This is a genomic window from Streptomyces sp. NPDC054932 (assembly GCF_053610205.1).
The window spans coordinates 53,877-79,498 of record NZ_JBSGXU010000005.1 but is presented as its reverse complement, the minus strand read 5'-3'; the positions used below and the strand labels follow the sequence as shown (position 1 = coordinate 79,498).

The following is a 25,622-nucleotide window of genomic DNA, read 5'->3' as shown; positions in this document are numbered from 1 at the left end:
GGCCGGTCCCTCCGCCCTGCACCCCGCCGGTCAGCCTCTGCCGCTCGCACAGGCGGGAAGGACACAGGGAGGGTGCGAGCCGTTTCGGCTGGGCAGGCGCCCCGATCCGGGACGGGGCAGCAGCCGGCCGCCGACCTTCGGGTGCCCCGGTGCCGCTTCCCGCTCGTCCACCGTCCGTCACCCCCGGTCCGTACGGCCCGTTCCGCCACCCGGACCCGCTCGCCGCGCCGGGCCGTGACCGTCGCCCTACGCTCGGGGCATGCGACATCGTCCGATGCACATGTCCGACAAGGCCCTGGACACCCTGCGCTCCGCGCTGGTGGAGCTCCGTGCGGAGCTGAAGGTCCCTCTGGCCTTTCCCAAGCGCGTACTCAAAGCGGCCGACAAGGCAGCGGCCCAACCGCAACCGCAACTGCAGTACAAGGACGCCACCCAACTGCCGTTCTTCACGATCGACCCGCCGACCTCCAAGGACCTCGACCAGGCCATGTACCTGGAGCGCCGGCCCGGCGGCGGCTTCCGCGTGCACTACGCCATCGCCGACGTGACCGCGTTCGTCAGGCCCGGCAGCCCCCTGGACGCCGAGGCGCATGACCGGATCGAGACCCTCTACTTCCCCGACCTCAAGGTCCCCGTGTACCCGCCCGTGCTCTCCGAGGACGCGGCCAGTCTGCTGCCGAACAAGGACCGCCGGGCCCTCCTGTGGCAGCACGATCTCGACGCCGACGGCAACGTGACCGAATCGTCCGTGAGCCGGGCCATGGTCTGCAGCCGGGCCAAACTCAGCTACCAGGGCGTCCAGCAGGCCATCGAGGACGGCACGGCCGAGGAGTCCGTCGCATTGCTGCGCGAGATCGGCAAGCTGCGGGAGGCCGTCGAGATCACGCGCGGGGGCATCTCGGTGAACCTGCCGGATCAGGAGGTCGCCTTCGAAGACGGATCCTTCCGGCTGAGCTACGCGGCGACGCTGCCGGTGGAGGGCTGGAACGAGCAGATCTCCCTCATGACCGGAATGGCCGCCTCCCAGATCATGATCGACAGCGGTACGGGGATCCTGCGGACCCAGAAGGAGCAAACCGACCAGCTGGTGGTCAAGCGCCTGCACGAGATCGCAAAGTGCCTGGGCATCGTCTGGGACCCCGGCGTCTCGTACGCCGCGCTGGTCCGCAAGCTCGATCCGAGGAATCAGAAGCACATGGCCTTCCTCACCGAGGCCACCACCACGATGCTCAAGGCGGAGTACACCATCTTCCGCGATCACCAGACGCCGGAGCACACGATGCACGCGGCGATCGCGGCCCCGTACACCCACTGCACGGCACCGCTGCGCCGCCTGGTCGACCGGTACACCGGTGAGCTGTGCGTGGCGGCGTGCGCGGACAAACCCCCGCCGAAGTGGGTGCTCGAGGCCCTGCACTGTCTGCCGTGCGACATGGCACGGGGGAAGGGGAGTGTGGCGGACCGGCAGACCGTGGACCTGGCCGAGGCCGCGGTGCTCATGCACCGCGTGGGCGAGGTGTTCGACGCTGCGGTCATCGACACCGACGCGGAGCGGGACGATCCCCACAAGGGCAAGGTGTACCTGGCCGACCCCGCGGTGATGGCCAAGATCGCCTCGACCAACGGCCAGAAGCTCCTGCTCGGAGCGAGCGTCAGGGCCAAGCTCGAGCGGGCGGACCCCTCATCGGACGACGACAAGGTCCTCTTCAGCGTGCCTTGAGCCGCCGCGCCCACACCGCCTCCCCGACCGTCTGACCCTGTGGTCGGGCGTCGGGGAGGTCACGTCGTCCTGGCCGTGGGCGAGGATCGGCAGGAGCGCCTCGGCTGCGTCGCACACGCTGCACACCGTCTTGCCGGGCCGCGCGAGCGCGGCGAGCGCCTGCATCGTGCCCAGCGGATGCGCACGGTCGGTGGCGCTCGGGCAGCCCTCGGAGCGGACGCCGACCGGGTGTCGATGGACACGGCCGTCGAGCAGCCACGCCCGTCGGGCCTGCGTACAGGGCACGCAGAGCGGGTTCTCTGGGTGTGACCGTGTGGCGCCGCTGCTGTCCGGACTCGGCTGAGCCTGCTCACGGAAGTCAAGGGCCTTGGGGGTCGGGCCAGGCGCCCTCGTCGTCGAGCGCCCGGTTCGCAGCTTGAGTGAACTCGCGGAAGGCGGTGTGGAATCCGCCTTCGATCGATGCATAGTCCGAGAACTGGAGTGACTGACGGGACAAGCCGGCGATCCGCAATGGCATTTCCATCCAGATGCCGACGCGGTCGCTTACGGCCTCGGCCGCCTTGGTGACGTAGTCGGGACCTTCGATCGCTATGACCGAGCGTGCGCGGAGTAGTTGGCCACGTACGACGGCAGCGGCCTCGCCCTGAATGAGTGCGAGTGCTGCTCGTGCGTCACCCGTCTCCGCCGTCTCGTGGGTTCGCGCGACGAGCTCCATAAAGGTGTAAAAAGACTCGGCGAACGCCGCGTACGCGCTTCTGCGGGCGTCGCGGCGGACCCGTACGTGGTCAGCGAGTCCCTGTTTATGGAACTGTGCCCTCTGCTGATGTAGTTGAGCCAGCGGGCCGCGTAAGCTCAAACGCACCGTGACGAGGGCCGCAACAGCTGCCCCCGTCGCGCCGATGCCAGCGCTGATCAGCGCGGATATCCCTTGATCCATGGAGGGCAGTCTCAATCACAGGGGCGGGCATGACAACAGGTGGCCAAGAGGCGGAGCTGCGGGTTCCGGCCGATCCCGATACGGCGTCGCTGGCGGGTCTGATCCGGGGTATCGAGCACATCGCGCTGGCTCAAGGCTTCGACCTGGGCGAGGTGGGGACTCGCTCGGGCTGGGACGCCGGCGCCGAGGTGACTACCGATCGGGGAAAGGTTCTTGTTTCCCCCTGCGCGGAGGATTCCTTCGGCGTACGGATTCGTCGCCACCGTGGCTTCGTGTCGTCGGAGGGATGGACGAATGACCTCGTCGCTGCGGTGGGAGTCGCGAATCTGTGGCGCCAAGGCGGCAGTCTGCGGGAGCTGCACGACCGCTTTCCGTTCATGAGCTGGAGCGAGCTGGCGCAAGCGTTCGAGGATGGCGACCCTGCTCCAGCGAAGTGGCGCGAGCTCCTTTCCAGCGAGTGGCACCTGCCTGACCGACCACTCCTCCAGGCGGCCCACGCACACCCTGACCTGCGGAAGTTCTGGCCCGACATCAGCCACAGGAGTCTGATGCTGTGCCGGACGCCATTCGACTTGGAATCGGGCCTTGTGAAGATCTGGCCCCTGGAGGAAGGGCGCTGTCGAGTGACCATGATCCCGGGTGGGTTCCGGCGTGAGGTGTCCTCGCTGAGCGCGGCACTTGAGGTCGCCGCTGCCTGTTTCGTTTCCCTGCCGGATTCGTAGCCCCCGGCTCGCAGACGGAGCTTGCCGGAGGGCCTGGTGCGCGACGTGACCTGGCGTCTCCGGTTTGGGCGGACATCGCGGCCGTGATGGGCCGCCTCGATACTGCCGGGATCGATGTCGCCCGGATCCCCACCGGCGCCCACCAAGCCGGTGTCGGTGTGGACCAGGCCGTCGCCGTCGCCGTCGCCGTCGACGCGGCCGCCGCCAACACCCCCGCACCCGCACCCGCACCAGCCGCCGTGCCTGCTGCTGTGTCGTGGGTGCGGGTCGTCGCAGATCCGTGGGCTGCGCCCGCGAGTACGGACGCGAAGCACAACTGAAGCCCCTGACCGAGGGGTTGAACGTCCCCCGCCGGAGCGCGAAGCGGGCCTCCTGGGGCCCGCGGCCCCCGAGCAGCGGGCCCCAGGCAGAAGCCGCCGCCCCCGCCCACGGGCAACAGGCCGCGCCCACCAGGGCTGCGGGACGTGCCCGGTGAGCGGCAGCTCCGAATCCGCATCACATGCCCTGAGCCCGATCCGCCCCGTACCCGGTAGGACTGCGGAACGGCCGCGGAACTTTTGTCCAAGACAAGGGCCTGCCCTGTCAGCGAGCCTGGAGCCATGCCCAGAGACGATGCGGGGGACACGACCCCGGAACGCACTGCTGACAACCGCTGGGAGGTCGCCCGCCCCCTGGGCGGGACCTCTCTCGACGGCGTACGGATGGCCGGGTTCCGGGACCCCACGGGCAGCGGACTGGACATGCGGGTGCTTCCGCAGCCCGCCGTGATCGTCGTCATCGGGCTCGGAGCCGGGCCGGTCATGGTGGAGAGCGCCTCCGGGCACCGGCCACTGACGGGTCTCGTCGCCTCCCTGTCGCCAGGTCCGGCCCGTATCCGCGGCGAGGGCGTCGAATGCGTCGAGGTGGCGTTGTCACCCCGGGCCGCCTACGCCCTGCTGGGCGTTTCCCCGCTCGAACTGGACGGCTCCATCACCGGACTCGAGGACCTCTGGGGGCGGCACGCTCGGCTGCTGCGCGAGCAGCTGGCCGACGCCGCGTCCTGGCAGGAACGCCTCGCGCTCACGGACGGATTCCTCAGACGGAGGGCCGCAGGGGCCCCGCCCATGGCCCCCGAGGTCGCCGCCGCCTGGGACGCCATCGTGGCCCGCCGTGGCCGAGTACGGGTCGGCGAACTTGCCGCGTCCTGCGGATGGAGCCGCAAGCGGCTCTGGGCCAGGTTCAGCTCCCAGGTCGGCCTGACCCCCAAGCGCGCCGCCATGCTGGTCCGCTTCGACCTCGCCGCTCGGGCGCTCCTCGCCGGCGAGCGCGCCGGCGACGTTGCCGTGGCGTGTGGATATACCGACCAGCCCCATCTTCACCGCGACGTCCAGGCCCTCGCCGGGTGCACACCCGGTGCACTGGCCGGCCTGACCGCGTCCACCGAGCCCTGACTGGCCGTATCCAGACCGATCGGTGATCGGTCGACCCGAAGGAAGGAAACAAGGACTGTGATGAACACCGAGGTCCGAGCAGCACAGACGGCGGCAGGCCGGGAGCTCGTCGTCCGGCTCGCGTTCGGGAGCATGGCCGCGCACACCCTGCGCGCGGCGATCCGCCTGGAGGTCGTGGAACTGATCGGCGACGGGCCGCGCACAGCTGCCGAGGTGGCCGTCGGAGCCGGGACCGCCCACCAGCCCATGACACGGCTGCTGCGTGCCCTGACCGCCCTCGGCCTGCTCGCGGAACACGCCCCCGACACGTTCTCGGTGACCCCGGCGGGCGCGCTCCTCAGCCCCGGTCACCCCGACTCCCTCGCCTCGTTCGTCCGCATGTTCACCGATCCGGCGATCGTGCGCGCCTGGGAGCAACTGGAGAGCAGTGTCCGTACGGGAGAGATCGCGTTCGATTCCGTCTTCGGCACGGACTTCTTCAGCCATCTCGCCCGACACCCCGAGCTCTCCGCGGACTTCAACGCGGCAATGAGCCAGGTCGTCTCCGAGACCGCCGCCGTCCTGCCGCGAGCCTTCGACTTCGGCCGGTTCGCCTCGGTCACGGACGTCGGTGGAGGCAACGGCACCCTCCTGGCCGCCGTTCTCGAAGCCCACCCGGGTCTCACCGGCGTGGTTTTCGATACTGCCGACGGTCTCGCAGAGGCCGCGAAGACACTGGCGCGGCACGGGCTGGAGGAGCGCTGCTCCCTCGTTGCCGGGGACTTCTTCCAGTCGGTACCGCAGGGCTCGGACGTGTACCTCGTGAAGAGCATCCTGCACGACTGGACGGACGCCCAGGCGGTCACGATCCTGCGCCACTGCCGCCAGGTGCTGCCGCCCGGTGGCGCAGTTCTGATCGTGGAGCCCGTGCTTCCCGAGGTCGTCGGCGCGGAGGACGAGGGCACCTACCTGAGCGACCTCAACATGATGGTGAACGTCGGCGGCAGGGAACGCACCCGCGCGGACTTCGAGGAGGTGTGCCGCCGGGCCGCCCTACGCGTCACGTCGGTCACCCCGCTCGCGGACGCCGCCCCGTATTCCCTGATCGAGGCCGTGGCCGACTGACCACAGACCGCGCGCCGAGCACCTGGCGAAAGCGGCGCGCGTCATCGGCTTCCGGCTGGACCCTGCTGGTGCATGTGGTCAGCGGCCGCCGGGCATGTGGTCCTGGGCGCGAAGGCGTCCGGACCCGCAACGAGGCAGCCGCGCATCAGGTCGTCCAGGGCGGCCGTTTCGCCTGCGATCTGCTCCGTGCCGGGCAGAGCGCCGCATGGTCACACTGCACCGAGACGGCTGAATTCATGGGTGGCCAGGGGGAAAAGTGACGAGAGGACGTCCGACTGCAATTCTCCGGTGAGGGCGGACGCGAGGAATTGCGTGCACGATACGGGATAGTGTTCCCATCGGTCGCTCACCTCGTTCACCATGACGGTCCATTCGTTCGGCTCAAGTCCTGGAAGGACGAGCCAGTACAGGCATTCTCCGTTGTCGGTGGTCGCCCATGGGATGAGTACGGACCCCTCGGTCTCCAGTTCCGCCGGCTTCTTCTCGACTGTCCACAGGCCCTGCAGGTCCTGGAACTGGTACTTGGCCCATTTGAGGAGGTCGTAGTGTTTGTTGGGGCAGTCGGGCTCCAGGACGTAGAGGTAGTCGTCCCAGCGGCTTCCTCCGTAGATGCCGATGAACTCTTTGTAGTCGTCGGGGAGCTCGACCGCGAGGGCGCGTTCGACCTCGCCCCAATCCTTGTGGCGGGGCCGGCTCGGCGCCGGGGCGATTTCGAGAAGACGGGTGAGGGCATTGGTCACGGCCCCACATACTGCCCCACCTTGGCCTCAGCGGGTGATTCCTGCGGTCCGCCGGGCTCAGGAGACGAGGCCGTGCTCCCAGGCCCAAGCCGCGATCTCCACACGGTTGCGGGCCGGGAGCCTCTCCTGGATCCGGCTCAGGTGACTCTTGACGGTGCTGACCGCCAGGTTCAGCTCGGCGGCGATCTCGTTGTTGGTGCGCCCGCGTGCGACCAGGGTGGCGACTTTCAGCTCCTGCGGTGTGAGGCGCTGGATCTGCTCCGTGTTCCGCTGCGCCGGAAGCCTGTTGAGGTGTCTCAGCAGCCGCACCGTGGTGGACGGTGAGATGAGCGACTCTCCCTGGGCCGCCGCGTGTACCGCTTCCACGAGCAGCCGCGAGCCCGAGTTCTTGACGATGAAGCCGTTGGCCCCGGCACGCAGCGCCTGGTAGGCGTATTCGTCCAGGTCGAAGGTCGTGACGATGACGATCTTCGTGCCGGAGGCCGCGGCGTGAGGGCCGGTCCGCAACAGTCTCGTCGCCTCGAGGCCGTCGAGACCCGGCATCCGGATGTCCATGAGGCATACATCGGGGGTGAGTCGCCGCACGGCCTCGACGGCTTCGACACCGTTGGACGCCTCGCCGACCACGGATATGCCTTCGTGGCTCTCCAGGATCAGCCGGAATCCGGTCCGTACCATCTCCTGGTCGTCGGCGATCACGACGGTGACAGTCACGGGTGGGTGCTCCTCGGGTCGGTCGGGTCCCGGCGACGTCTCGCTGCCGGGGCTCAAGGGTGGCACAACGGCGTGCGGCGGGTGACGGCGACCGCCGCCGGCTATTTCAGGGGTATCGCGGCGGCCAGCTCCCAGCCGCCCTCGGGCATGGGGCCGCAGTTGAGCTCGCCACCCAGTTCGGTGAGCCGTTCGGTCAGCCCGATCAGGCCGAAGCCACTGGGGCGGAACCGGGGGCGTGCGCGTTGGCCGCCGGTCGCGTTGTCCCGTACCCGTATGACGACGCGATCCCCTTCGCTCTCCAGCAGGACGTGCACGGAGGTGGCGCCACGGGCGTGCTTGCGGACATTGGTCAGCCCTTCCTGCACCAGTCTCTCGACCGACTTGGCCAGTTGCGGAGACCAGGTGGTGCTGTCGACCTCCTCGGAGACGGTCAGCCAAGTGTGCTGTTCCGGTGTGTCGGCACGGCGTACCAGATCGCCGACCCTGGTCAGGGCAGGAGTGGTCGGGGCGGCTTGCTCGCGGGCGTCGGGGTCGCGCAGCAGCCGCACCATACGGCTCATGGCCACGAGGCCGTCCTGACCGCTCCGTTCGATGTCGGAGAACAATCGCCGGGCGGTGGCGGCATCACGCTCAGCGATGTGTTCGCCCGCCTGGGCCTGCACGATGATGGCCGTGACGTGATGGGCGACATGGTCGTGCAGGTCGCGCGCCAGCTCCAGCCGCTCGGCCTGTCGCACCTGCTCGGCGGTCGAGCGCCGGCGGCGGTCCTCGGCGCGCAGATAGACGCCCAACAGGGCGAAGGCCGTCGGCAGCAGGGTGAAGAAGCCGTCCAGTGGGCTGAGCAGCGGCACGTCCGAGAGCCCGGGTGCCCGCTGGCCGAGCCGCGTCGTCGCGGCGAACAGTGCGGCTGCGGAAAGCACCAGCGGCAGTCCGCGGGAATAGCGGCAGGTCACGCACACCAGAAGCAGCAGTCCCGCCAGCTCGGCCCAGCCAGGGGTCCGCTGCAGTACGGACTCCTGCACCATCGAGGTCACCAGCAGCGAGAGGACGGACGCGCCTGCGGCCAGGACGCAGGCCGTCCCGTGCCGGCCGGTGCGAAGGGCACGCGACGTGGCGGCCACCGTGCAGCAGACGAGTGCCTCACAAACCAGGATGGCGAGTCCGAGCCTGGTCCTGCTGACCACACCTGCGTCGACCACCGTGAGCAGGACGGCGAGGAGGCCGGCGGCGAGCCTGGGAGAAGTGAGGCTCGTCGGGAGTGTGAGTGGGAACGGGAGGTGGAGTGAGCGTGGGAGCGGGGGCGGCATGGCGAAGAGGATAGATGCCGCTGGTCAGAGGGACGACGGCGGGAAGACGAGTGCGTACTTTCGGCGGAGGCCTCCGGTGCAAATGCGTTCTTTCGACCACTGGGAGGGGCAGGTCCGACCGCTCAGAATGGTCGACGCAAGCGCACACAGAACGTCTGGAGTCCTCGTGAATTCCGCTGTTTCCCGATTCCCCCTCCTGCACCGCGTGGCCCGTCCCGCCCTGCTGGCGAGCGGCGCGACGCTGCTTGTCGCCACGACCCTCACCGGTTGTGGCCTCTTCAACAAGAACTGGGACGTGAAGTTGGAGGTGACGGGGACGGGACAGGCCGATATCGGCTACAACTTCTCCGGGGAGAACGCCCCGACGAAGGCCACGGGCGAGTCGTTGCCGTGGACGGTCTCGCAGAACGTCGGCTTCGGCTTCAACGGCGTCGCCGTCCTCCATGCGCAGCCCGGTACCACTTGCCGCGTCTACGTCGACGGCAAGCTCCGGTCGAGTCAGGATGCGCCGGACTCCCAGGGCACGGTTTCCTGCTCCGTCAACCTGCAGGACGAGTGACCCGTGGCGGCGACGGCGGAAAGGGCCATGGACTCGAGGCCGGGTCCGGGTCCGGGGCCGAGACCGGGTCCGAGGTCGCTGCTGCTGCCGCCGCCGCTGCTGGTGCGGTTCACCCCGGAGGGCGCCCGCCGCCGGCTGCGGCGGCACCGACGTGGAGTTCACCCCCGCCCCGTAGTCCGAGTGCCAGCGGGGAAGAGCTGCCACCACGTCAGGCCCGGTCTCGCGGTGGCGGCCTCATTCCGGTCAGGCGATGGCCCGGGAGGCGCCCGGAAGGTGAACGGCGACGGCGCTTGACGACCACCGTGATGCCGAGGCCGAGGCCGAGGCCGAGGCTCACCGCGACGACGGCGCCGAGTGCCAGGCCACTGCCAGGAGAGGCCGGATTCCGCAGCCGTGGATTCCGCGCGTGGCGCCGCAGTCTGCTCGGCGCTGGGGGTGGGGGCCTTCGCGGGGGCCGGGGGAGCCAGGGGGTCGACGTCAGGCGTCCACGGCCCCTACACCGAGGACTTCGTGAGGTAGCCCCGCAGGTCGGTAGCGGCAGCCGCCGGCATCACCGTGCCTGCGCTGATCGTCCACGCTGCGACGATCACGGCCGCCGCTCTCCGCCACGACCCACGTCGACGTATGGTGCCCTGCATTTGCGCCCCTCTGCGTCCATGCGCTGCAGTCTCGCGCGGACCCACCCCATCACACGGTCCGGCCAGGGCGGCGCGAGCAAGTATCCGACGGCCCGCTCACGCAGACGTGCGCCGCTCGGCGGTGAAGATGTGCAACCCGGGGCTTCGGAGGGGTAGGGCTGCGGGCTGCCGGTGGTGCTGGTGCGCCATGCTGTGGTGGTCCTCTTTCACATCGAACTCGCTGGCGACTCGGCGAGGTTTGCCCGTTCCGTCTCACGTGAGGGCGTAGACCGCGATCACGGAGGTGCAGGCGGCGGCACCTGCGGTGACGAACGCTGCGGCCCCTGCCAGGACGGCCATGGCCGCACGTTCTACGCCGCTACGGTGGCCAGCCGGTTTCCCATCACGCTGGTTCATGATCACAGCGTGTTTCCATCAGGCCGCCACCGCATGAGTACGTGTGCTCAGGTTCCCGGGCGGCGTCGCCCAGCAAACAGGTAACCCGGCAGACAGGGCTGTCAGACTGCTGCGGCATGCTCGCCACCATGAACGAAGACGCCTTCTGGCAGCTCATCGACGACTGCAGGCCCACAGAACCCGACCCTGATGCCGAACTCCTCGCAGCCACAGTGACCGAACGCCTTGCCCGCTCCCCGTTGTCGCTGGTCATCGGGTTCGCCGAGCAACTGTCATGGGCGCTCTACCGGCTGGACCGCAAGGAGTACGGACACAACCTGTCCGATGACGCCTTCCTCTACACCCGTGCCGCGGTCGTCGCCGCCGGCCGCACCGTCTTCGACAGCGTCCTCCAAGACCCTGCGGCTTTCACTCCTTACGCCACCGACCTCATCTGGGCCGAGCGCCTGCTCTACACCCCGGACCGGGCATACAAACGCATCACTGGGGAGGAATGGGATCGCGACACGCGCTACTCCTACGAGTCGTGCTCGAACGCCGAGGGCTGGACTGATTGAACGCCATGTCCTGCGGATGGAGACGAGTCCCAGGGCCAGTGATCGTCCTCACGGAACGGAATGTGTGCCAGAACCTTGACGGGTGCAGGCTCAACTTCTGTGAAACAGTTACTGACAGTCACATTTTCGAAGCGAGACGGCACTGATGAAGGTAAGTGGGGAACTGCGCCGAGGGTGAGGAGAGGGGTTCGGTTGTTGAGTCCGGCGGCCGTGTGGTCGAGCCGTCATCCGCAGCAGATGAGAAGTCGGGGCTGCGAAGACCTCCGGGCCCAGCAGCCGTTGGCGTCCACGCGGCGGACCGGATTTAGCGGAGCCGTACGGCGCGGCCGGACGGCCGCGCCCTCCCGTTTACTCGGATGGCGTCCACCGGACGGCAGTGCCGTATGCGACGAAGTCCGTTCTGAAGTGGCCGACGTCCGGGACGATCGACACACCGAGCACACCGTCGGCACCAAGACCGCGGGCCTCGCTCTGCATGCTTTCCACCGCTTCCATCACACTTTGCCGCCGGTATCCGGCGACGATACCGAGAGCGGTGTGCGGGTGGGGCGGCGCAGGCACAGTCACGCTGTAGAAGCCAAGGCTGGCTTCCCGGGCGGCCCACTCCCGCTCCTGGCGTTCCTCGAATTCCTTCTTCTGCTTTCTGTCCATCGCGCCATCCTCTCGCGCCCCGAACGCGCGATCGACATCAGGCCCTTGGCATGACGCCCGGCGCCATCACCCACGGTGCCCCCCAGTACACACCCGCTGCTCTGCATCCTGACAGAGCGCCTGCGGCGCCGCTGTGCGCGAGCGCGATCGACCCCGCCGGAAGGAAGCTGACCCAGTGCCGGTCGGAGAAGAGGTCCTCGGCGGTGCCGGGCCGGGGGCTTGCTGGTGGAGTTCACCGATGTCGACCACTGCGACGAAGCCTCGTGGACCCGCCCGAGTACGGCGGATGCCCTGTGAGCTTGGGCGGCTCACAGGGCATCCGTGCTGGTGGGGCAGCGTGCTGTGGGGGCTGCGAGGCCGGGGGCGGGGGCCGGCCGGACCGCTGCGCCGCGGTCGGGGGTTCGGAGGCGGCCACGGAGCTGTCCGCCTGGGGATGGCGGTGGCCTCGGCGCGATTCAGGTTCGGTAGGAGACAGCTGGCTTTGCAGGTGAGTTCCGATTCACCTCAAAGCTGCTGGTGTGTTCAGGCCGCGGTGTCGTACAGCTTGGTTCCGGCCTGTCCCTTGCAGTCCCACAGCTGGACGCGGGCGCCGTTGGCGGTCCCGGAGTTCTCGACCTCGAGGCACTTGCCGCTGCCGTAGTTCCTGAGGGTGTAGTAGCCGTTGCCGGCGTCGACCGGGTACCACTTGGATCCGGCCTGTCCCTTGCAGTCCCACTGCTGGATGCGGGCGCCGTTGGTGGTACGGGAGTTCTCGACCTCGAGACACTTGCCGCTGCGGTAGTTCTTGACGTATTCGTAGCTGCCGTGCTTTTCGGCGTACCAGCCGGATCCGGCCTGCCCGTTGCAGCCCCACTGCTGGACGCGGGCGCCGTTGGCGGTCGAGGAGTTCTCGACCTCGAGGCACTTGCCGTTGAAGGTGTGGACCAGCCAGCCGTTCGCAGCGGCTGCGGATGTGCCCTGATCGGACGTGGCCGCCCCGGGGTTGGGCAGGGGGGAGGGGCCGGAGGCGGATGCGGAGGCGGGAGTGACGCCGAGAGCCCAGGCGCTGACTAAGACGGCGGCGAGGGTGAGAAGGCGACGGGGCATGTGTGTGTCCTTTCGGTGCCGGCCTTGGGGCCGGGGCGTGAACGGAGTTACACGATCTCGTTCGGGGACCGGTCGGCGGCAGTGCAAGGCGCATCGGCCGATGTGTACTCCACATGGGCGGGGCGGGTGCGGTGCACGGGCGCCCGTCTCACGTGACCCCATGAGCGGGTGGAGCCGGGCGTTGCGGCGCGGGCGGGGGGCCAGGTGCACCGAGCCGGGAACGCAAGGAGGACCCGGCGGGCGCCTTCGCCTACCTGCGGGGCGGAGTGTCGGACCGGCTGCTCAAGGCCCATGCCTTGCTTCCGCGGGGCCTGTGTCTGCTGTTCGTCGAGGGGTACCGGCCACCCGCACTCCACCGCACAGTGCAGGCGCGGCCGTCGACCTCACGCCAGCCGACACCGGCGGGTGCGAGCTGGACCTGGGCGGGTTCGGCGGTGCCCCCAGGCCGGCCGGGCGAGTGATAGGGCAAATTTCCGGGCGGCCGACTGCGAGTGCGTGAACGGGCCGCGGGCGAGGCTCGGTTGGTACTGGTACTGGTACCGAGGCGGCTGTTGTCGCGGCCCGGGGCCTGCCGTCAGGAGTTAGGGAGGCGGCGGAAGCGGTCGTCGTCCCCGTAGCCGACCGCCGGTATGCCCAGCAGGTCGTCCACTCCGGGGAAGCCCTCGCCCGCCTGGAACTCCGCCCCGTGCACCGACGCGTTCTGCGGCGGGCCCGCGTACATGCCGGTGTGGGCGCTGCCCAGTTCCATGAGGTAGCCGCCCGCCGCCGAGGGGTGGCGACGGTCGTTGGCGACGGCCTGGGTGGCGTAGGTGTTCATTGCGGCGACGCGCTGGTAGAGGGCGGTCGCCGTCATCGGGGGGCGGCGGGCCGGGCGGCCGTCGAGGCCCTTGACCCGGATGTGGTGCGTCCGGGCGGCCTCCAGCACCGCTCGCAGTCCGGTCGCGCCCAGGTTCATGTTGCTGTCGTAGCGGGTGACGAACGTCAGCAGCTCGGGGCTCATCGTCCCGTCGGCGAGGTACGCATCGACGAGTGACTGGTATCCGTCGTCGCGGACGCTCTCCAGGTAGAGGGTGCTCACGCCGGCGGCCTGGATCTCTTCCATGTGCGTGCACAGGAACTGCCAGATGCGTGCCCCGGAGTGGGTGCCTCCGATGGCCACGCCCTCGAACTGCCCCAGCAGTGCGCGCAGGTCGCCCATGGCGTCCTGGGAGTCTGCGGCGGCCAGGGTGTCCTCCACCGTCTGGTGGCGCTGCTGCCGGTCCTCGGGAGTCTCCGTGTACGCGTCGCGCGTGGCCCGGGCGTCACGGCCGAGTTGTGCGTCGCGTGCGTCCTGGCGGTTCCAGTGGCCGAGGGTGCGCGGGTCGGCGCGGCCGATGCCCTCCAGCACGTCATTGCGTCCGGCGGTCGGGGGGACGTCCGGCGCGAGCCTGCGGATGTTGCCCAGGTTGTAGTGGAGCAGCTGGTCAGTCTCCTGGAGTGTCTGCGGGTCCGCGTCGATGGCTACGCGCTGCTTGTTGCCGGCGTCCCGGGTGGCCTGCGGCAGACTCTGCCATTCGTCCGCCGTCAGCGCGTTCGGCGTGCGGTCCCTCGCGCGGGAGTTGCGGGGACCCCGTACCCGCAGCGCTGGGCCCGGCGGGTGCTGGTGCAGTTCGTCCTGCTCCATGCGCTGGACCACGGGAGCGGGACCCGACGGCGGTACCGCGGTGTGCGCGTGCTGCTGTGCCTCGATGATGCGGGCCACCACCGCGTTCCCGGCGAGACGCTGGAGTTGCAGCATCGATTCCGCCGTCGTCGCGCCGCCGGACCGGGACTGTCGTGCGGCCTGCGCGGCTCCCGGGCGCTGCGGTCCTTTCCGCTGCTCGTCACCGGTCTGCTGCGCCCGCATGCGGCGTCCCCTCTGAGACATGGACTGGGAACGTCCAGTGTCACTGCTCCGCCTTCCTCGAGGTACGTTCGGAGGGGCAGGTACGGGTGCAGGCTCCTTGCCCTTCACGCGTGGAGTGGGAGCGGGGGCGGCGCACCATCCCGGATCTCGGTTGGCGGGTCGCTGCTGTGGCCTGCGATTCGCGTGACCTGCGTTTTGCGTGGCCTGTTTCAGAGGAGCACGGTGGCGACGGTCAGATGCACCGCTGCCCTTTCATGCCCCCCGAGTAGAGAACTGGATGGTGAGCTCGACGCGCCCTGGTTGTGGAGGCGGGCCGGGAGGCGGGGGAGGTGTCGTGCTCGGTCTCGTCTCTTTCACTCTTTGGTGGTGTTTCGCCTGTTCGGGGTGGGGGAGTATCGGGTTGCTGCCGGCCGCGGTGTTCGCGGGCTGGGGTGGATCGGGAAGGCGTGTCATGGCTCAGGGGACTGTGAAGTGGTTCAACGCGGAGAAGGGGTTCGGGTTCATCGCGCCGGATGACGGTACTCCGGACGTGTTCGTGCATTACTCCGAGATCGACGCGTCCGGGTTCCGGTCGCTCGAGGAGAACCAGCGGGTGGAGTTCACCACTGGCCAGGGCCCCAAGGGTCCCCAGGCGCAGCAGGTCCGCCCCATCTGACCCTTTCGCGCCCGACCGCTGCCGCGGAACCGCCCCCGGCCCGGGCCTCTGCGTCTTACGGCCAGGTACGGAGTTCAAGGTGCGCCGGCGGTCACGGCCGCGCCCAGTCGATGTACTGCTGGAGGTCCTTCAACCCTTTCTGGAACGCCTCGCCGCCCGCGCTCGGTCCGGAGTCCTCAGCCGCGAAGAGCGCGGTGGCTGGGCTTCGCCGGGGCACGTGGGTGCCTACGCTCACATGGTGAGGGTCTGGTGGTACCGGATTTCGGGGCCGTGGCGGTAGCGGCCCGGACACGATGAACGGTGGGGCCAATTCGCAGGCGGCACGAACGCGCAGTTCGACGACGTCCTCGACGCTGCCCTGTACGTCGACGATCCGCCAGCCCTCCGGAACACCGGGGAGGACCCGGGCCTTGTCCGCGAAGTGCGTTACGACCGCGAGCCGTCCGCGTGCGCCCGGACCTGGCGCCCTGGCAGGAACCTCGGAACCAGCAGCCCCGGGTCGCCGTGGACCGGGGGACGGACGGCGCCCGAGCGCACGGCCGCCCTCCTGGGTGAGCGGCCCGCGCTCGGCGAGCAGTTCGGCGCGCGGATCGACGGACTCGTCGGCCTCCATCACGCCCGCCCCGGCCCCACACCACGGCGCCCGGGCCCGGGCCCGGGCCAGCGAGCGCGAGTACGCTCCCGTGACGAAGTGCTTGCGGCCCGGGGCATGCGGAGTGACCCACCGGGCCGGGGGCGGGGCGCCGGAGATCCGGCGGATCAGCAGACCGCGATCTTCTTCACGGCCGTACCGCCCCGGTGTCCTCGACGGGTTCCCCACCGGAACCGGACTCTCGCCCTACCCCTCTCCACCAGCACGCTGAGAGCCGAAGACGGTGCGGGACGGGGGCTCAGACTCCGTGCGTCGACAGACAGAAGGGATGTCCCGCCGGGTCCAGGAGCACCCGCCACACATCGGGCCGCGGCTGGAAGGAAGGCAGGGTGGCACCCAGCGCGAGCATCCGCTCCTGCGCGGCGTCCAGGTCGTCGACGCCCAGTTCGAGGTGGGCCTGCTTGCCGTGGGCGGGGTCAGGCCAGGCCGGAGGCCGGTAGCCGGCCTGGCGGACGAAGCCGAGCCCAGGGGCTCCCTCCCGCCCCAGCAGGACGAAGTCGTCACTGCGGTACAGCACGGGCAGGTCCAAGGCATCTCCGTAGAAACGGGCCAGCTCAGCCGGGTCAGGACAGTCGAAGTCGAAGGAAAGCAGTCGGATCTCGGGCTTGTTCATGGGACCGGACCATAGGTCATGACCCTGACAGGGAGTGTCCTGGTCATACGGAACACTGGGGGATTGTGATCAGGACCTCCTCCCGTCTGCTGCGCCTGGTGTCGCTGCTGTCCGCGCGCCCCGAATGGACCTGCCGTGAACTGGCCGAGCGCATGTCGGTCACCGACCGCACAGTCCGCCGGGACATCGCCCGGCTGCGGGACCTGGGGTACGGAGTCGAATCCGCGGCCGGCCCCTGGGGCGGCTACCGGCTCACCCCCGGCACTCGGATGCCGCCACTGGTACTGGACGACGAGGAGGCCCTGGCGGTCGCCGTCGCCCTGCGCGAGGCCGCGCTCAGCGGAGTCCTCGGCACCGGGCAGGCCGCCCTCTCCGCGCTGCTCAAGCTTCGCCAGAGCCTGCCCACACACCTCGCGGACCAGCTGAACACACTGGGCGGCACGCTCGAACACACTCCGCGCTCCGGCGAACCGCAGATCGACACACCTCTGCTGCTGGAACTGGCGCGAGCCTGTCACAGCACACTGCGCACCACCCTCTCCTACCGGGACCACGCCGGACGGGCCTCCGTGCGAGCCGTCGACCCGTACCGCCTGGTCCACACCGGCCTGCGCTGGTACCTGGTCGCGCGGGACGTCACCAAACAGGAATGGCGCACGTTCCGCGCCGACCGGGTGGTGAGCGTACGCCCCACCCCCGAACCGGCCGACCTGACCGATCCGCCCGACGCCGCAGCACTGGTCTCCCGGGGGATCGCGAGCGTCGTCTACCCCGTGTACACGACGATCCGCCTACCGCTCCCCATGGATCGCGCTCTGGAAATGGTCCCACCCACCATCGGCACACACAGCCCTGACGGCTCCGAAGCCACCGTGGTCGAGATCGGCGGCAACAGCACCGACAGTCTCGTCGCCTACCTCCTCAGCCTGGCCACACCGCTCACAGTGCTGTCCCCGGACGAGGTACGCCAGGGACTCATCCGCCACGCCCACGCTCTCCTGACAGCCAACCGCTGACGGCGACGAGCAAGGCGCAGACGCTCGGCGAGCAGGCGCGGCGGGTTCTGCGCTGGGGAGTCCGCCGGGCGGGCCCCGGGCGCGGGGAATGTCCCGCGCGAACTGGACCTCGGCGACCGGGCCTGCTCCCCGGAACAGCTGCAGGTACCCGGCCGCGCACTCCCGGATGGTGTCGATGGTCAGGGACATCCTGCCGGGGCGGGAAGCGGACCTCCTGGTCGACTCACGCCAGTCGACGCTGCTGACCGCCCGCATGGAGAGGATCGGCGATCGCGACGCCACACATGTCGTCCTCGGACCGGAGACCGCGGGCGCATGCCGCGCCCGCCACCACCACCTCGCCGGCCGTTTCCGGCCCACGCACAGGAACGATCATGCAGATCAGGTTTCGTGTGGAGTGTTGTTGGCGAAGTACTTCCACCATGGGCTTATCGCCGGTTGCCGGTCATCCTGCTGTCGCTGTTTTCCGTGAGCCCCGAGGCGGGCGGTCCGCCCCGGTGTTGGGCCCGCAGATCGATGCTGAGGCGGAGCGGACCGCGCGCGTGCTGGCCGGGCTGGCGACCCATGCCAGACCTGTCGAGCGGGCCCTTGCGCTGCGTCAGGCCACTGCGGCTGCCGGTGAGTTGGTGGCCGCTCTGTCGGCACTGGATCCGGCCGTGGCCGGTGAGACACTGCCGGCGGAGTCGACCAGTCAGTCGTTCTTCCGGGTCCGTGAAGGGGAACTGTCGGATCAGCAAGCCGCCCTGCACGGTGTCCTGGTCGTCCACCGCGGTCTGGAGGACCTGTGTGAGGCTCCGCTGTCGGGCGCCGACCTGGCACTGGAGGCAGCCGGGATGCGGCAGGCGGTGCTCGACCTCACCGGCGCAGCGCCGGGCGCCGACCCTGACCCCGTACCGCCTGCGGCCGTCCCCGAGCCTGCTGCGGGGGAGTCAATGGAGAGTGTGTGGACTGCTCGGTGGCTCATCGGGCACCAGGTCCATGTCCTGTTCAACATCTGCGCCGCGGTCGCCGTGGCCGACGCCACCCGCCATCTACGACACGGCGACGGCGATGCCGCTCTGCCACGGCTGGCAGATGCGACGGTGTACGTGCGGGGCTTCCCGGCGGCCATGACCCACGCAAGTACGGTCCCGGCCGATTACTACATGGCGGCGATACGCCACACCATGGCGCCCCCGTCGGTGGACGTCCCGTTGAGCGGTCGGCAACATCGCGGATACAAGCTGTTCCGGGCGGCGATGAAGGACCTGCTGTCCGTGATTCCCGACTCCTACGGGCAGTTGGCGGCCGACGCCCCGGAACTGGCCGAGGCCCGGGGCGCGCTCCTGGAAGCCGACATCGTGGACGGTGAACGGCACGTCACCCTCGCGTACTCGATGGTGCATCTGCGTCGCTCCATCGCTCAGAAACCCGAAGGCCCCGACAACGCCGTCGCCGAACTTCGGCTCATGCGCCATCGCCGCGCGGCCCAGTACGCCTCCCTGATCCGATTCGGGGACCACTACATCGCCGACGCCGTGGCCGGCCTGCGCCACTCGTGAGTCCGCGTGTCCGCCGCCCACACCTCCGGCAGGAGACCCTGATGCCCGAGACGACGCCCGGCACCACCCCAAGCTCTGCCGTCGCCGCCGACTGGGCACTCGACCCGGCCGATGCCGGCGCGTGCGAGCGGCTGGCCCGCACCCTGTGCACCGGCGAACACGACCGCGTCGACAACCCCGAGTGGGTGGCCCGGGCGCGGGACGCCTGGGAGGACCTTCCGCTCCCGCTGCGCCGTGGGCTGCGCCGATTTCGAAGGCACTCCGGCCCGCACGGCACATTGGTGATCGGCGGCCTGCCCGTCGATCAGGCGGTCCTGCCCGCGACACCGTCCGTACCCGGCTCGGTCCAGCGCCGGGCCACCGTCTCGGCCGCGGTGCTCACCATGGTGGCCTGCGGGCTCGGCGAGCCTCTCGCCTACCGGGCCGAGAAATCGGGTGCGCTCGTACAGGACGTCGTTCCCGTGCCCGGGCAGGAGAGCTTCCACGGCAACGCCGGATCGGCGCCGCTGTCCTTCCACACCGAGAACGGCTTCCACCCCCACCCACCCGACTATGTGATCTTCCTGTGCCTGCGCGCCGACCACGATCGGATCGCCGGCATGCGCGTCGCCGGCATCCGCCAAGCGCTGCCGCGCCTCACCCCAGCCAGTCGCCAGACCCTGTTCGCACCGGAGTTCATCACCACACCACCACCTTCTTTCGGCCCCGACGCTGCCGCGAGTGAGCCCGACGCCGAGCCCCGACCGGTGCTGTCGGGAGCGGTCGAGGATCCCGACATACGGATGGCCCAACTCGTCACCACCCCGCTCACCCCTCGGGCCGCCGCGGCGCTGACCGAATTCGGCCGCGCCTGCGAGGCGACCGCCCGCACCCTGCGCCTGAATCCGGGTGACCTGGTCATCATCGACAACCGCGTCACCGTCCACGGCCGCACCGCCTTCCACCCCCGCTACGACGGAGCGGACCGCTGGCTGCAACGTACCTACGTCACCACCGACCTGCGCCGGTCCCGCGACCACCGCCCCCACGACGGCCACATCCTCGCCCGCTGACCGGCGTCCAGCCCCACGGGGTGGGTGGTGGCGTACGAGGTGAACGTCTTCCCCCCCCGCTCTGGGGGCTCGGGCCGCTTGTCCGGCGACAAGGAGTCTCAGTGGTAGCGACAGGGAAAGCGTCTGCGGGTCGACGGGACCCGAGGCGAAGACGCGTCAGTCCGCCACGATACCGAGTTCCGTTTTGGCGGCTTGCATGAATGGTCCGCGCTCCTCGTGGATGAAGTCCCAGACCTCCTTGCCGTCAGGTACGCGGCCGTAGGCAGCGGCCATCAGGCGGTCGGTGAACCTGAAGGCCATGTCGCTCAGGTGGCGGCTGACGACAAGGTCGAGGCATTTCTGGCGGAACCACATCTCGTGGGTGAGTTCGGGAGAGCCTTCAACGAACGTGTTGTTGTTCTGATAGCGGTGCTCGGCCGCGCGCTCCACCCGTTGGCAGATCTCAAGGAAGGACAGGATCGCTTCCTTGCGTTCGGCACGGACCGCTGCCGCAGCGGCTCTGGATGCCTGCCTCTTGGTCTCCCTCGTCGTGAGGTACTGAGCAGCGAAGGAACCTGCGGCGCCGAACGCTACACCTACCAGAGGCAGTGCGGTCGTCATCAGTAAGGACGGCATGATCAGGCTCCCCTGCTCTCGTCGGTGGCTGCCAGGTCCGGCGAGCAGCCACGCCGCTGGCGACGACCGAGAGTGACGATCTCGATGCGGATCTGTTTGGGCGAGTGGATGCCGGCAGTGCGAGCACCCCTGTCAGTGGTCGGTTGAGCCTCGATCGGTGATCGACTCCTTCGTGTCGCGGCGGCGGAAGGCGACGGCGAGGGCGGCGTTGTACTCGGCCCCGATCCGGGCGGCGCACCCGTCACGTGGTTCGTCACCATGGCCGACGACGCGGCGGCCGCCACCAATGACCCCGCCCACGCATCTCTCAACCCGCACCCTGCCCCCAGCCGCCCCACGCGTCAGGGGACGAGCGTAGAAGAGAACCCGAGGCGGCGTTGGCCGAAGTCGTAGAACGCCGACGAGACGGCGACCGCGAAGGGGTGCAGTGGCGTTTCGCCTGTGCGCCGGCATGCCTGGTGTGACTTAGCGCTGTAATCAGCCTGTGCGGCTGACTACAGGGCTCAGGATTCCGCAATCTTTCGGCGACCTCGTGCCGTCGTGATCCCGCGTCGACGGCCGCCACGCAGGCCGGCGGTGATGACGTCCAGGCGGAGCTGGCCGCAGCCCGGAGCCGGATCCGCGAGCTGGAGGAAGAACGCGACAGCCTCCGCAAAGCGGCCCCGGTATTTCGTAGGGGAGACGCGCCGGCGAACCGCTGCCAGTTCGTTGAAGATCACCAGCGCCGGCACGGCGTTAAGCGGCTCTGCGACATGCTCGGCCCCTCCCGCTCGAGCTCCTGCTACTGGCGCCGCACCGCGGCCGCAAGAGTGGCTCGGCAGGCCGCCGAGGCCGGGCTCGCAGCCCGGATACGCAAGGTCCACCAGGACTCCGACGGAACCCACGGAGCCCCCAGGATCACCGCCGAGCTTCGCTACGAGGGCGGCCCGGTGATCAACCACAAGCGCGTCGCCAGGATCATGCGGACCACCGGCTCGAGGGAGTGCGTCTGCGCCGCCGGCACCGCACCACCGTCGCGGACCAGGCGGCGCCGAAGGCACCGGATCTGATCGGACGCGGCTTCACCGCGGCCGCGGTGAACACGAAGTACGTCGGCGACATCACATACCTGCCGGTCAGCGGGGGGAAGCCGCTCTGTCTCGCGACCGTCATCGACCTCGCCTCACGCCGGCTCGCCGGGTGGGCCATCGCCGACCACATGCCCACCCAGCTCGTCATCGACGCCCTGGCGGTAGCTGAGCGGACCCGTGATCGGTGTGCATCACCGCTCCGGCCAAGCTCCCGCGGTGCGGGTCCAGGATCTGCTACGCGGTGGGGATGAGTGTCACCCCGGGACGGCGATGCCGCTGTCCCGGCGGTCTTGCGGGGTGGTTCCGTCCAGGGAAACGCCCAAGAACGAAAGGAGGATCATCAGGGCTCCGCCGCAGACAATCGCCGAGTCGGCGAGATTGAAGACCGCGAAGTGCTGAACAGAGATGAAGTCGACGACGTGCCCTCGGAAGACTTCAGGTGCCCGGAAGATCCGGTCGGTGAGATTGCCGAGCGCACCCCCCAACAGCAGGCCCAGGGCGAGAGCCCACGGGAGGCTGCGGAGCTTGCGTGAGGCGCGCACGATGACCACGATGACCGCGAGCGAGATCGCCGTGAACACAGCAGTGACCGCCTGGCCCATACTGAACGCCGCGCCCGAGTTGCGTATCACCTGGAGAGTGAGCACGCGGCCGACAACGTCGACGGGCTCGTGGTTCTCCAACCGCGAGACGGCCAGGAACTTGCTGCCCAGGTCCAATGCGTAGGTGAGACCAGCTGCTGCCAGCAATGCGGCCAGATGGCTCTTGCTCAGAGCTCGGGCGCCGGCTTCGGCCCCTGCTGTCTCCCGCTGGGGTTGCGAGGAACTGCTGGTAGGCATGATCCACTCCACTGATATTACGACACAATGGCGCCTACTCTACTAGAGGCAGGCAAATATGGACATTGTGCACCTGTCCGGCCACTGTCAGTGACGGATGCCAGCTTGGCCGACTCGGCCGTACGCGCCGAAGCGCTGGAAAAGGACTGACGGGAAATCCGGGAAAGCGTTCACTTCTGCTTCGATTCCGCCCTCCTCGGATGCGAGGGAACTCGCGGAAAGCGGTGATCGAGAAGTGGTCCCCAGACGGTGGAACGGCGGAACGCGGTCCAGTAGCTGCGCCAGGCCTTCGGCCGCCTCGGGTCGGCGATGCCAGGCGGACTCCGACCGGCTCCCCACGGGAAACCGGTACACCGAGCCAGGTCGGCCTGCGGCATTCCGACAGCGTCGAGCTGATCCTTGAGCCTTTCACCGGGCGGTCCGGCGGAGTCAGGGGGGTGGGCGGCGTGAGCAGTCGGCGGCGTCCCGAGGAGCTCTCTCGGCTCGTACGGGATGCTCATCGAGCGGACCGGGAGAGGTCAGCCGGACGAAAGGGCAATCGGCGGTCAGCGCTGGTCATTTGACGCCGGCACCATCGCGCACACTTCGGCCCGCTCCGCATCCGTCATGTCGGGGGTGCCGTCAGCCAGGAGACCCCGGGCCCGGTGCGTCCAGGGCGCCCGGAAGCAGGGCGGCGGGGCGGCAGGGTGGCGACCGCCGCGTCAAGGAGCGAGCAAGAGTCACTCGGAGTAGCATTTGGTGATAAATCTAACCAACGGGGAGGAGTGGGGCATCAGGGGCAGCGGGTGCTACTGCCTCATCTCGACAGGGCCAGGCCGACGATGGGGCTCGCGTTATGGAGAGCACGCTCAATCGACTGATAGAACGCACCTACTTCCGCGGATTGGTATTCAACCAGTCCTGGGAGGATCCGCTTCTCGATCGTGAGGCGCTCCGCATATCGGCGGACCAGGACACCGTTCTGTCCATCACGTCGGGTGGCTGCAACTGCCTGAACCTCCTCTGTCTACGGCCCCGCCGGCTCATCTGCGTCGACCCCAACCCCGCTCAGACGTACCTGCTCGACCTCAAGCTGGCAGGCATTCGACACCTTGACCATGCCGACTTCTGCTCTCTCCTCACGTCCTGTGGCAGCACGGAGGCGGTGGACATCTACCGGCGAGCACTGCGAGCCAAGTTGCCTGATGGCGCACGAAATTACTGGGACAGTAACACTCGGGTACTGGAACGCGGGATACTTGCCCAGGGCAAGCTGGGGTTCTTCTTGAAGTGGATTCGCCGCTATATGCGATTGCAGCTCGGAGAGCGACGGATACGCCAGTTCTTCGAGGTTGGCGACATCGATGACCAGCGCGATTTCTACTACCGCGAGATCCACCCGCGGTTGTTGCGCGGTTCGGTACTCAAAATCCTCGGCTCCCGATGGGTGCTTGCCTGCGCCGGCATGCACCCCTCCCAGTATGACCTGATTCAAGACCGTCATGGCATAGGGCGATACATACGCGATCGCATGGAATATGTGCTGACCACCGTCCCGATACGTGACAACTATTTCATCGCCCAGGCATTTTTGGGCGCCTACCTGGACGCGGAGAGCGTTCCTCCCTACCTCCTCGAACGGAATTTCGACACCCTGAAGCAAACGGCCGATCGCGTGGTCAACGTCACGGCCTGGCTCACCGAGTACCTCGATTCACTGCCCGAGTCGTCGGTCGACAAGTTCAACCTTCTGGACATATTTGACTGGATGAGCCGGGAGTCCCTCCATGCGACGGTGCGCAGCGTGCTCAGGGCTGGTACGCCAGGTGGCCGCTTCATCTACCGTTCCGCCGTACGCTCACTTCCTGTCCCTCCTGAGCTCCGAAGTGCGGTGGTCGGCGAGGACGATCTCGCCCACCGGCTCTTCGCACAGGACCGGTCCTTTACGTACAGCAGCTTCTACATCTACCGAATTGACCAGCAGCGAGTCGCGGATCAATTGCGCCGGACGTAATCTTGGGCCAGCCACACCTTCACAGGTCAGATGCAGCTCGCTTCTCCTGGCCGGATGCCGGACCACTTTCACCCGAAGGAGTGAGGTCGTGCTCGAGCAGTTCAGTATTTCAGGCACCGGTCATGCCGTCGGCTCCAGGATTGTCTCGAACACCGGCTTGGCTGTTTCGATGGGGCTGTCCACGGATTGGTTCACGAAGCGAACAGGGATTGATGAACGACGGGTCTGCGGAGAAGGAGAGGACGTACTCACGCTGGCGGTGTCCGCTGTCGAGTCGGCTCTCCAGTCGAGTGGGCTGAAACCTGACATGTTGGGCCCCGAAACAGTTCTCCTTCACATCCAGAACGGCCTGACGGCCTTCACCCCGCCGTCCGGGATCATCTTGGCGAATGCGCTGGGGCTCAAGGGTCTACGAGTGCTCTCCGTTGACGGAGTGTGCGCTGAACCTGTGGCCATGTTCGAGATGGCTGCGCTCATGTTGTCGAGCAATCGTTGCAGTCGGGCCGTCATCTCGTCGAGTGTGGATTTCCTGCCGATCATCAGCTCGGAGGACAGGGGCACGGTCGGGCTCTTCGGCGCTGGTGCGGGCGCGGTCGTGATCGAGCGGCACACCACGTCACAGGGCATGTCGGCGAAGGTTATGAGCATCCAGTGGGTGACTCACGCCGACCATGCGGCCCTCGGGAGCATCCCGGTACTGGGCTACAACGCCGGCCCCGAAGGGGTCAGCGTGCAAGCGGGTTTCTACGACATGGACGGCTCCGGCCTGGTTCGTACGGGGGTACGCGTCATCCCTCCCCTGGTTTCCCGTGTACTCGAAGAAGCCGGGTGGTGCCACGACGACGTCCACCTCGTCATCTCCCATCAGCCGAACGTTCGCATGCTGAACGTTCTCATCGAGGCTCTGGGCTTCCGGCCGGAGATCTTTCCGATGCCTGCCAGCCGGCTGGGGAACATGGGCCCGGCCAGCCTGTTGGTGAATCTCTCCCTGGCCAGAGACGAAGGCCTACTCCGTCCAGGGCAAAGGCTGTTGCTTCTCGCCTTCGGCCTCGGGTTCTCCTGCGGCGCAGCGGCCATCGAGCTCCTGCCCAGTGAGGCGGGGTGCAATGACTGACGCGCGCACATGGGTG

The 25,622-nt window shown here is 68.6% G+C and carries 30 protein-coding genes and 1 pseudogene; 16 read left to right on the top strand and 15 right to left on the bottom strand.

The features are described 5' to 3' along the window. Window positions 1-259 precede the first annotated feature (259 nt). Window positions 260-1,720 carry a ribonuclease catalytic domain-containing protein gene (locus ACWGE1_RS02735; protein WP_453418752.1) on the top strand — a complete coding sequence of 487 codons (1,461 nt, stop codon included), beginning with the start codon at window positions 260-262 and terminating at the stop codon, window positions 1,718-1,720. Here the strand turns inward: ACWGE1_RS02735 and ACWGE1_RS02730 are convergent. Both ACWGE1_RS02730 and ACWGE1_RS02725 read right to left on the bottom strand, forming a co-directional pair. Beyond that, window positions 1,682-2,185 (bottom strand): DUF6233 domain-containing protein, encoded by a 504-nt coding sequence (locus ACWGE1_RS02730; RefSeq protein ID WP_453418751.1) that lies wholly within the window; start codon window positions 2,183-2,185, stop codon window positions 1,682-1,684. The two genes, ACWGE1_RS02735 and ACWGE1_RS02730, sit on opposite strands and share 39 nt — an antisense overlap. Beyond that, window positions 2,079-2,657 carry a hypothetical protein gene (locus tag ACWGE1_RS02725; RefSeq protein ID WP_453418784.1) on the bottom strand — a complete coding sequence of 193 codons (579 nt, stop codon included), beginning with the start codon at window positions 2,655-2,657 and terminating at the stop codon, window positions 2,079-2,081. The genes ACWGE1_RS02730 and ACWGE1_RS02725 overlap by 107 nt, the downstream gene beginning before the upstream one ends. Window positions 2,658-2,686: 29 nt before the next feature. On the opposite strand from ACWGE1_RS02725, the gene ACWGE1_RS02720 reads away from it, so the two are divergent. The 4 genes from ACWGE1_RS02720 to ACWGE1_RS02705 all read left to right on the top strand — a co-directional run bounded on the left by ACWGE1_RS02720 (window position 2,687) and on the right by ACWGE1_RS02705 (window position 5,913). Next, complete coding sequence (locus ACWGE1_RS02720; protein ID WP_453418750.1) at window positions 2,687-3,379, top strand: DUF6193 family natural product biosynthesis protein; 693 nt, start codon at window positions 2,687-2,689, stop codon at window positions 3,377-3,379. An 86-nt stretch (window positions 3,380-3,465) separates the two neighbouring features. Next, the gene (locus ACWGE1_RS02715; RefSeq protein WP_453418749.1) at window positions 3,466-3,699 is read left to right on the top strand and encodes a hypothetical protein; all 234 of its coding nucleotides are present in this window, start codon (window positions 3,466-3,468) and stop codon (window positions 3,697-3,699) included. A gap of 279 nt (window positions 3,700-3,978) precedes the next feature. Next, a complete protein-coding gene (locus tag ACWGE1_RS02710; protein WP_453418748.1) occupies window positions 3,979-4,809 on the top strand; it encodes a helix-turn-helix domain-containing protein in 831 nt (276 codons plus the stop codon). Window positions 4,810-4,869: 60 nt separating this feature from the next. After that, window positions 4,870-5,913: a methyltransferase gene (locus ACWGE1_RS02705; protein WP_453418747.1), complete on the top strand. Its 1,044-nt coding sequence runs from the start codon at window positions 4,870-4,872 to the stop codon at window positions 5,911-5,913. 209 nt (window positions 5,914-6,122) lie between these two features. Here the strand turns inward: ACWGE1_RS02705 and ACWGE1_RS02700 are convergent, their stop codons facing one another. The 3 genes from ACWGE1_RS02700 to ACWGE1_RS02690 all read right to left on the bottom strand — a co-directional run bounded on the left by ACWGE1_RS02700 (window position 6,123) and on the right by ACWGE1_RS02690 (window position 8,674). Beyond that, window positions 6,123-6,653, bottom strand: coding sequence for an SMI1/KNR4 family protein (locus tag ACWGE1_RS02700; RefSeq protein ID WP_453418746.1), 531 nt, complete (start codon window positions 6,651-6,653; stop codon window positions 6,123-6,125). 57 nt (window positions 6,654-6,710) lie between these two features. Continuing rightward, the gene (locus ACWGE1_RS02695; protein ID WP_453418745.1) at window positions 6,711-7,367 is read right to left on the bottom strand and encodes a response regulator transcription factor; all 657 of its coding nucleotides are present in this window, start codon (window positions 7,365-7,367) and stop codon (window positions 6,711-6,713) included. 101 nt (window positions 7,368-7,468) lie between these two features. After that, window positions 7,469-8,674 (bottom strand): sensor histidine kinase, encoded by a 1,206-nt coding sequence (locus tag ACWGE1_RS02690; RefSeq protein WP_453418744.1) that lies wholly within the window; start codon window positions 8,672-8,674, stop codon window positions 7,469-7,471. 166 nt (window positions 8,675-8,840) lie between these two features. Between ACWGE1_RS02690 and ACWGE1_RS02685 the strand changes: the two genes are divergently transcribed. After that, a complete protein-coding gene (locus ACWGE1_RS02685) occupies window positions 8,841-9,233 on the top strand; it encodes an MmpS family transport accessory protein (protein WP_453418743.1) in 393 nt (130 codons plus the stop codon). A gap of 890 nt (window positions 9,234-10,123) precedes the next feature. On the opposite strand, the gene ACWGE1_RS02680 is transcribed toward ACWGE1_RS02685, so the two are convergent. Continuing rightward, entirely contained in the window at window positions 10,124-10,267 is a 144-nt protein-coding gene (locus tag ACWGE1_RS02680) for a hypothetical protein (protein ID WP_453418742.1), read from the bottom strand. Window positions 10,268-10,383: 116 nt separating this feature from the next. On the opposite strand from ACWGE1_RS02680, the gene ACWGE1_RS02675 reads away from it, so the two are divergent. Further along, on the top strand, window positions 10,384-10,824 hold the full coding sequence (locus ACWGE1_RS02675) for a DUF4240 domain-containing protein (protein ID WP_453418741.1): 441 nt from the start codon (window positions 10,384-10,386) through the stop codon (window positions 10,822-10,824). A 348-nt stretch (window positions 10,825-11,172) separates the two neighbouring features. Here the strand turns inward: ACWGE1_RS02675 and ACWGE1_RS02670 are convergent, their stop codons facing one another. Both ACWGE1_RS02670 and ACWGE1_RS02665 read right to left on the bottom strand, forming a co-directional pair. Continuing rightward, window positions 11,173-11,475: a heavy metal-binding domain-containing protein gene (locus tag ACWGE1_RS02670; protein WP_453418740.1), complete on the bottom strand. Its 303-nt coding sequence runs from the start codon at window positions 11,473-11,475 to the stop codon at window positions 11,173-11,175. 522 nt (window positions 11,476-11,997) lie between these two features. After that, window positions 11,998-12,561 carry an RICIN domain-containing protein gene (locus tag ACWGE1_RS02665; RefSeq protein ID WP_453418739.1) on the bottom strand — a complete coding sequence of 188 codons (564 nt, stop codon included), beginning with the start codon at window positions 12,559-12,561 and terminating at the stop codon, window positions 11,998-12,000. Between the two features lie 221 nt (window positions 12,562-12,782). Between ACWGE1_RS02665 and ACWGE1_RS02660 the strand changes: the two are divergent. Then, window positions 12,783-12,985 (top strand): annotated as a pseudogene (locus ACWGE1_RS02660) (M15 family metallopeptidase); the annotation flags it as partial. Window positions 12,986-13,135: 150 nt separating this feature from the next. On the opposite strand, the gene ACWGE1_RS02655 reads toward ACWGE1_RS02660, so the two are convergent. After that, window positions 13,136-14,446: a hypothetical protein gene (locus tag ACWGE1_RS02655; protein WP_453418738.1), complete on the bottom strand. Its 1,311-nt coding sequence runs from the start codon at window positions 14,444-14,446 to the stop codon at window positions 13,136-13,138. A gap of 451 nt (window positions 14,447-14,897) precedes the next feature. Here ACWGE1_RS02655 and ACWGE1_RS02650 point away from each other — a divergent pair, with 451 nt between their 5' ends. Next, window positions 14,898-15,101, top strand: a complete 204-nt coding sequence (locus ACWGE1_RS02650) for a cold-shock protein (protein ID WP_373040189.1) — start codon at window positions 14,898-14,900, stop codon at window positions 15,099-15,101. 91 nt (window positions 15,102-15,192) lie between these two features. Here ACWGE1_RS02650 and ACWGE1_RS02645 read toward each other — a convergent pair whose 3' ends face one another. Both ACWGE1_RS02645 and ACWGE1_RS02640 read right to left on the bottom strand, forming a co-directional pair. Further along, window positions 15,193-15,336 (bottom strand): hypothetical protein, encoded by a 144-nt coding sequence (locus ACWGE1_RS02645; protein WP_453418737.1) that lies wholly within the window; start codon window positions 15,334-15,336, stop codon window positions 15,193-15,195. 655 nt (window positions 15,337-15,991) lie between these two features. After that, window positions 15,992-16,366 (bottom strand): VOC family protein, encoded by a 375-nt coding sequence (locus ACWGE1_RS02640; RefSeq protein ID WP_453418736.1) that lies wholly within the window; start codon window positions 16,364-16,366, stop codon window positions 15,992-15,994. Window positions 16,367-16,431: 65 nt separating this feature from the next. Between ACWGE1_RS02640 and ACWGE1_RS02635 the strand changes: the two genes are divergently transcribed. The 3 genes from ACWGE1_RS02635 to ACWGE1_RS02625 all read left to right on the top strand — a co-directional run bounded on the left by ACWGE1_RS02635 (window position 16,432) and on the right by ACWGE1_RS02625 (window position 19,975). Further along, window positions 16,432-17,382, top strand: coding sequence for a helix-turn-helix transcriptional regulator (locus ACWGE1_RS02635; protein WP_453418735.1), 951 nt, complete (start codon window positions 16,432-16,434; stop codon window positions 17,380-17,382). Between the two features lie 374 nt (window positions 17,383-17,756). Beyond that, complete coding sequence (locus tag ACWGE1_RS02630) at window positions 17,757-18,923, top strand: hypothetical protein (protein WP_453418734.1); 1,167 nt, start codon at window positions 17,757-17,759, stop codon at window positions 18,921-18,923. Window positions 18,924-18,964: 41 nt separating this feature from the next. Then, entirely contained in the window at window positions 18,965-19,975 is a 1,011-nt protein-coding gene (locus tag ACWGE1_RS02625) for a TauD/TfdA family dioxygenase (protein ID WP_453418733.1), read from the top strand. Window positions 19,976-20,131: 156 nt separating this feature from the next. Here the strand turns inward: ACWGE1_RS02625 and ACWGE1_RS02620 are convergent, their stop codons facing one another. From ACWGE1_RS02620 to ACWGE1_RS02610, 3 genes are all read right to left on the bottom strand, one after another. Beyond that, window positions 20,132-20,575 (bottom strand): hypothetical protein, encoded by a 444-nt coding sequence (locus ACWGE1_RS02620; RefSeq protein ID WP_453418732.1) that lies wholly within the window; start codon window positions 20,573-20,575, stop codon window positions 20,132-20,134. 147 nt (window positions 20,576-20,722) lie between these two features. Beyond that, complete coding sequence (locus ACWGE1_RS02615) at window positions 20,723-20,890, bottom strand: hypothetical protein (protein WP_453418731.1); 168 nt, start codon at window positions 20,888-20,890, stop codon at window positions 20,723-20,725. A 203-nt stretch (window positions 20,891-21,093) separates the two neighbouring features. Further along, on the bottom strand, window positions 21,094-21,321 hold the full coding sequence (locus ACWGE1_RS02610; protein ID WP_453418730.1) for a hypothetical protein: 228 nt from the start codon (window positions 21,319-21,321) through the stop codon (window positions 21,094-21,096). Between the two features lie 21 nt (window positions 21,322-21,342). Here ACWGE1_RS02610 and ACWGE1_RS02605 point away from each other — a divergent pair, with 21 nt between their 5' ends. Both ACWGE1_RS02605 and ACWGE1_RS02600 read left to right on the top strand, forming a co-directional pair. After that, window positions 21,343-21,639, top strand: coding sequence for a transposase (locus ACWGE1_RS02605; RefSeq protein ID WP_453418729.1), 297 nt, complete (start codon window positions 21,343-21,345; stop codon window positions 21,637-21,639). Continuing rightward, on the top strand, window positions 21,573-21,911 hold the full coding sequence (locus ACWGE1_RS02600; protein ID WP_453418728.1) for a DDE-type integrase/transposase/recombinase: 339 nt from the start codon (window positions 21,573-21,575) through the stop codon (window positions 21,909-21,911). Before ACWGE1_RS02605 ends, ACWGE1_RS02600 begins: the two co-directional genes overlap by 67 nt. 3 nt (window positions 21,912-21,914) lie before the next feature. Here ACWGE1_RS02600 and lspA read toward each other — a convergent pair whose 3' ends face one another. Next, the gene (gene lspA / locus ACWGE1_RS02595; RefSeq protein ID WP_453418727.1) at window positions 21,915-22,499 is read right to left on the bottom strand and encodes a signal peptidase II; all 585 of its coding nucleotides are present in this window, start codon (window positions 22,497-22,499) and stop codon (window positions 21,915-21,917) included. 835 nt (window positions 22,500-23,334) lie between these two features. Between lspA and ACWGE1_RS02590 the strand changes: the two genes are divergently transcribed. Then, the gene (locus tag ACWGE1_RS02590; protein ID WP_453418726.1) at window positions 23,335-24,492 is read left to right on the top strand and encodes a DUF3419 family protein; all 1,158 of its coding nucleotides are present in this window, start codon (window positions 23,335-23,337) and stop codon (window positions 24,490-24,492) included. An 88-nt stretch (window positions 24,493-24,580) separates the two neighbouring features. Then, the gene (locus ACWGE1_RS02585; RefSeq protein ID WP_453418725.1) at window positions 24,581-25,606 is read left to right on the top strand and encodes a 3-oxoacyl-ACP synthase III family protein; all 1,026 of its coding nucleotides are present in this window, start codon (window positions 24,581-24,583) and stop codon (window positions 25,604-25,606) included. Window positions 25,607-25,622 lie beyond the last annotated feature (16 nt).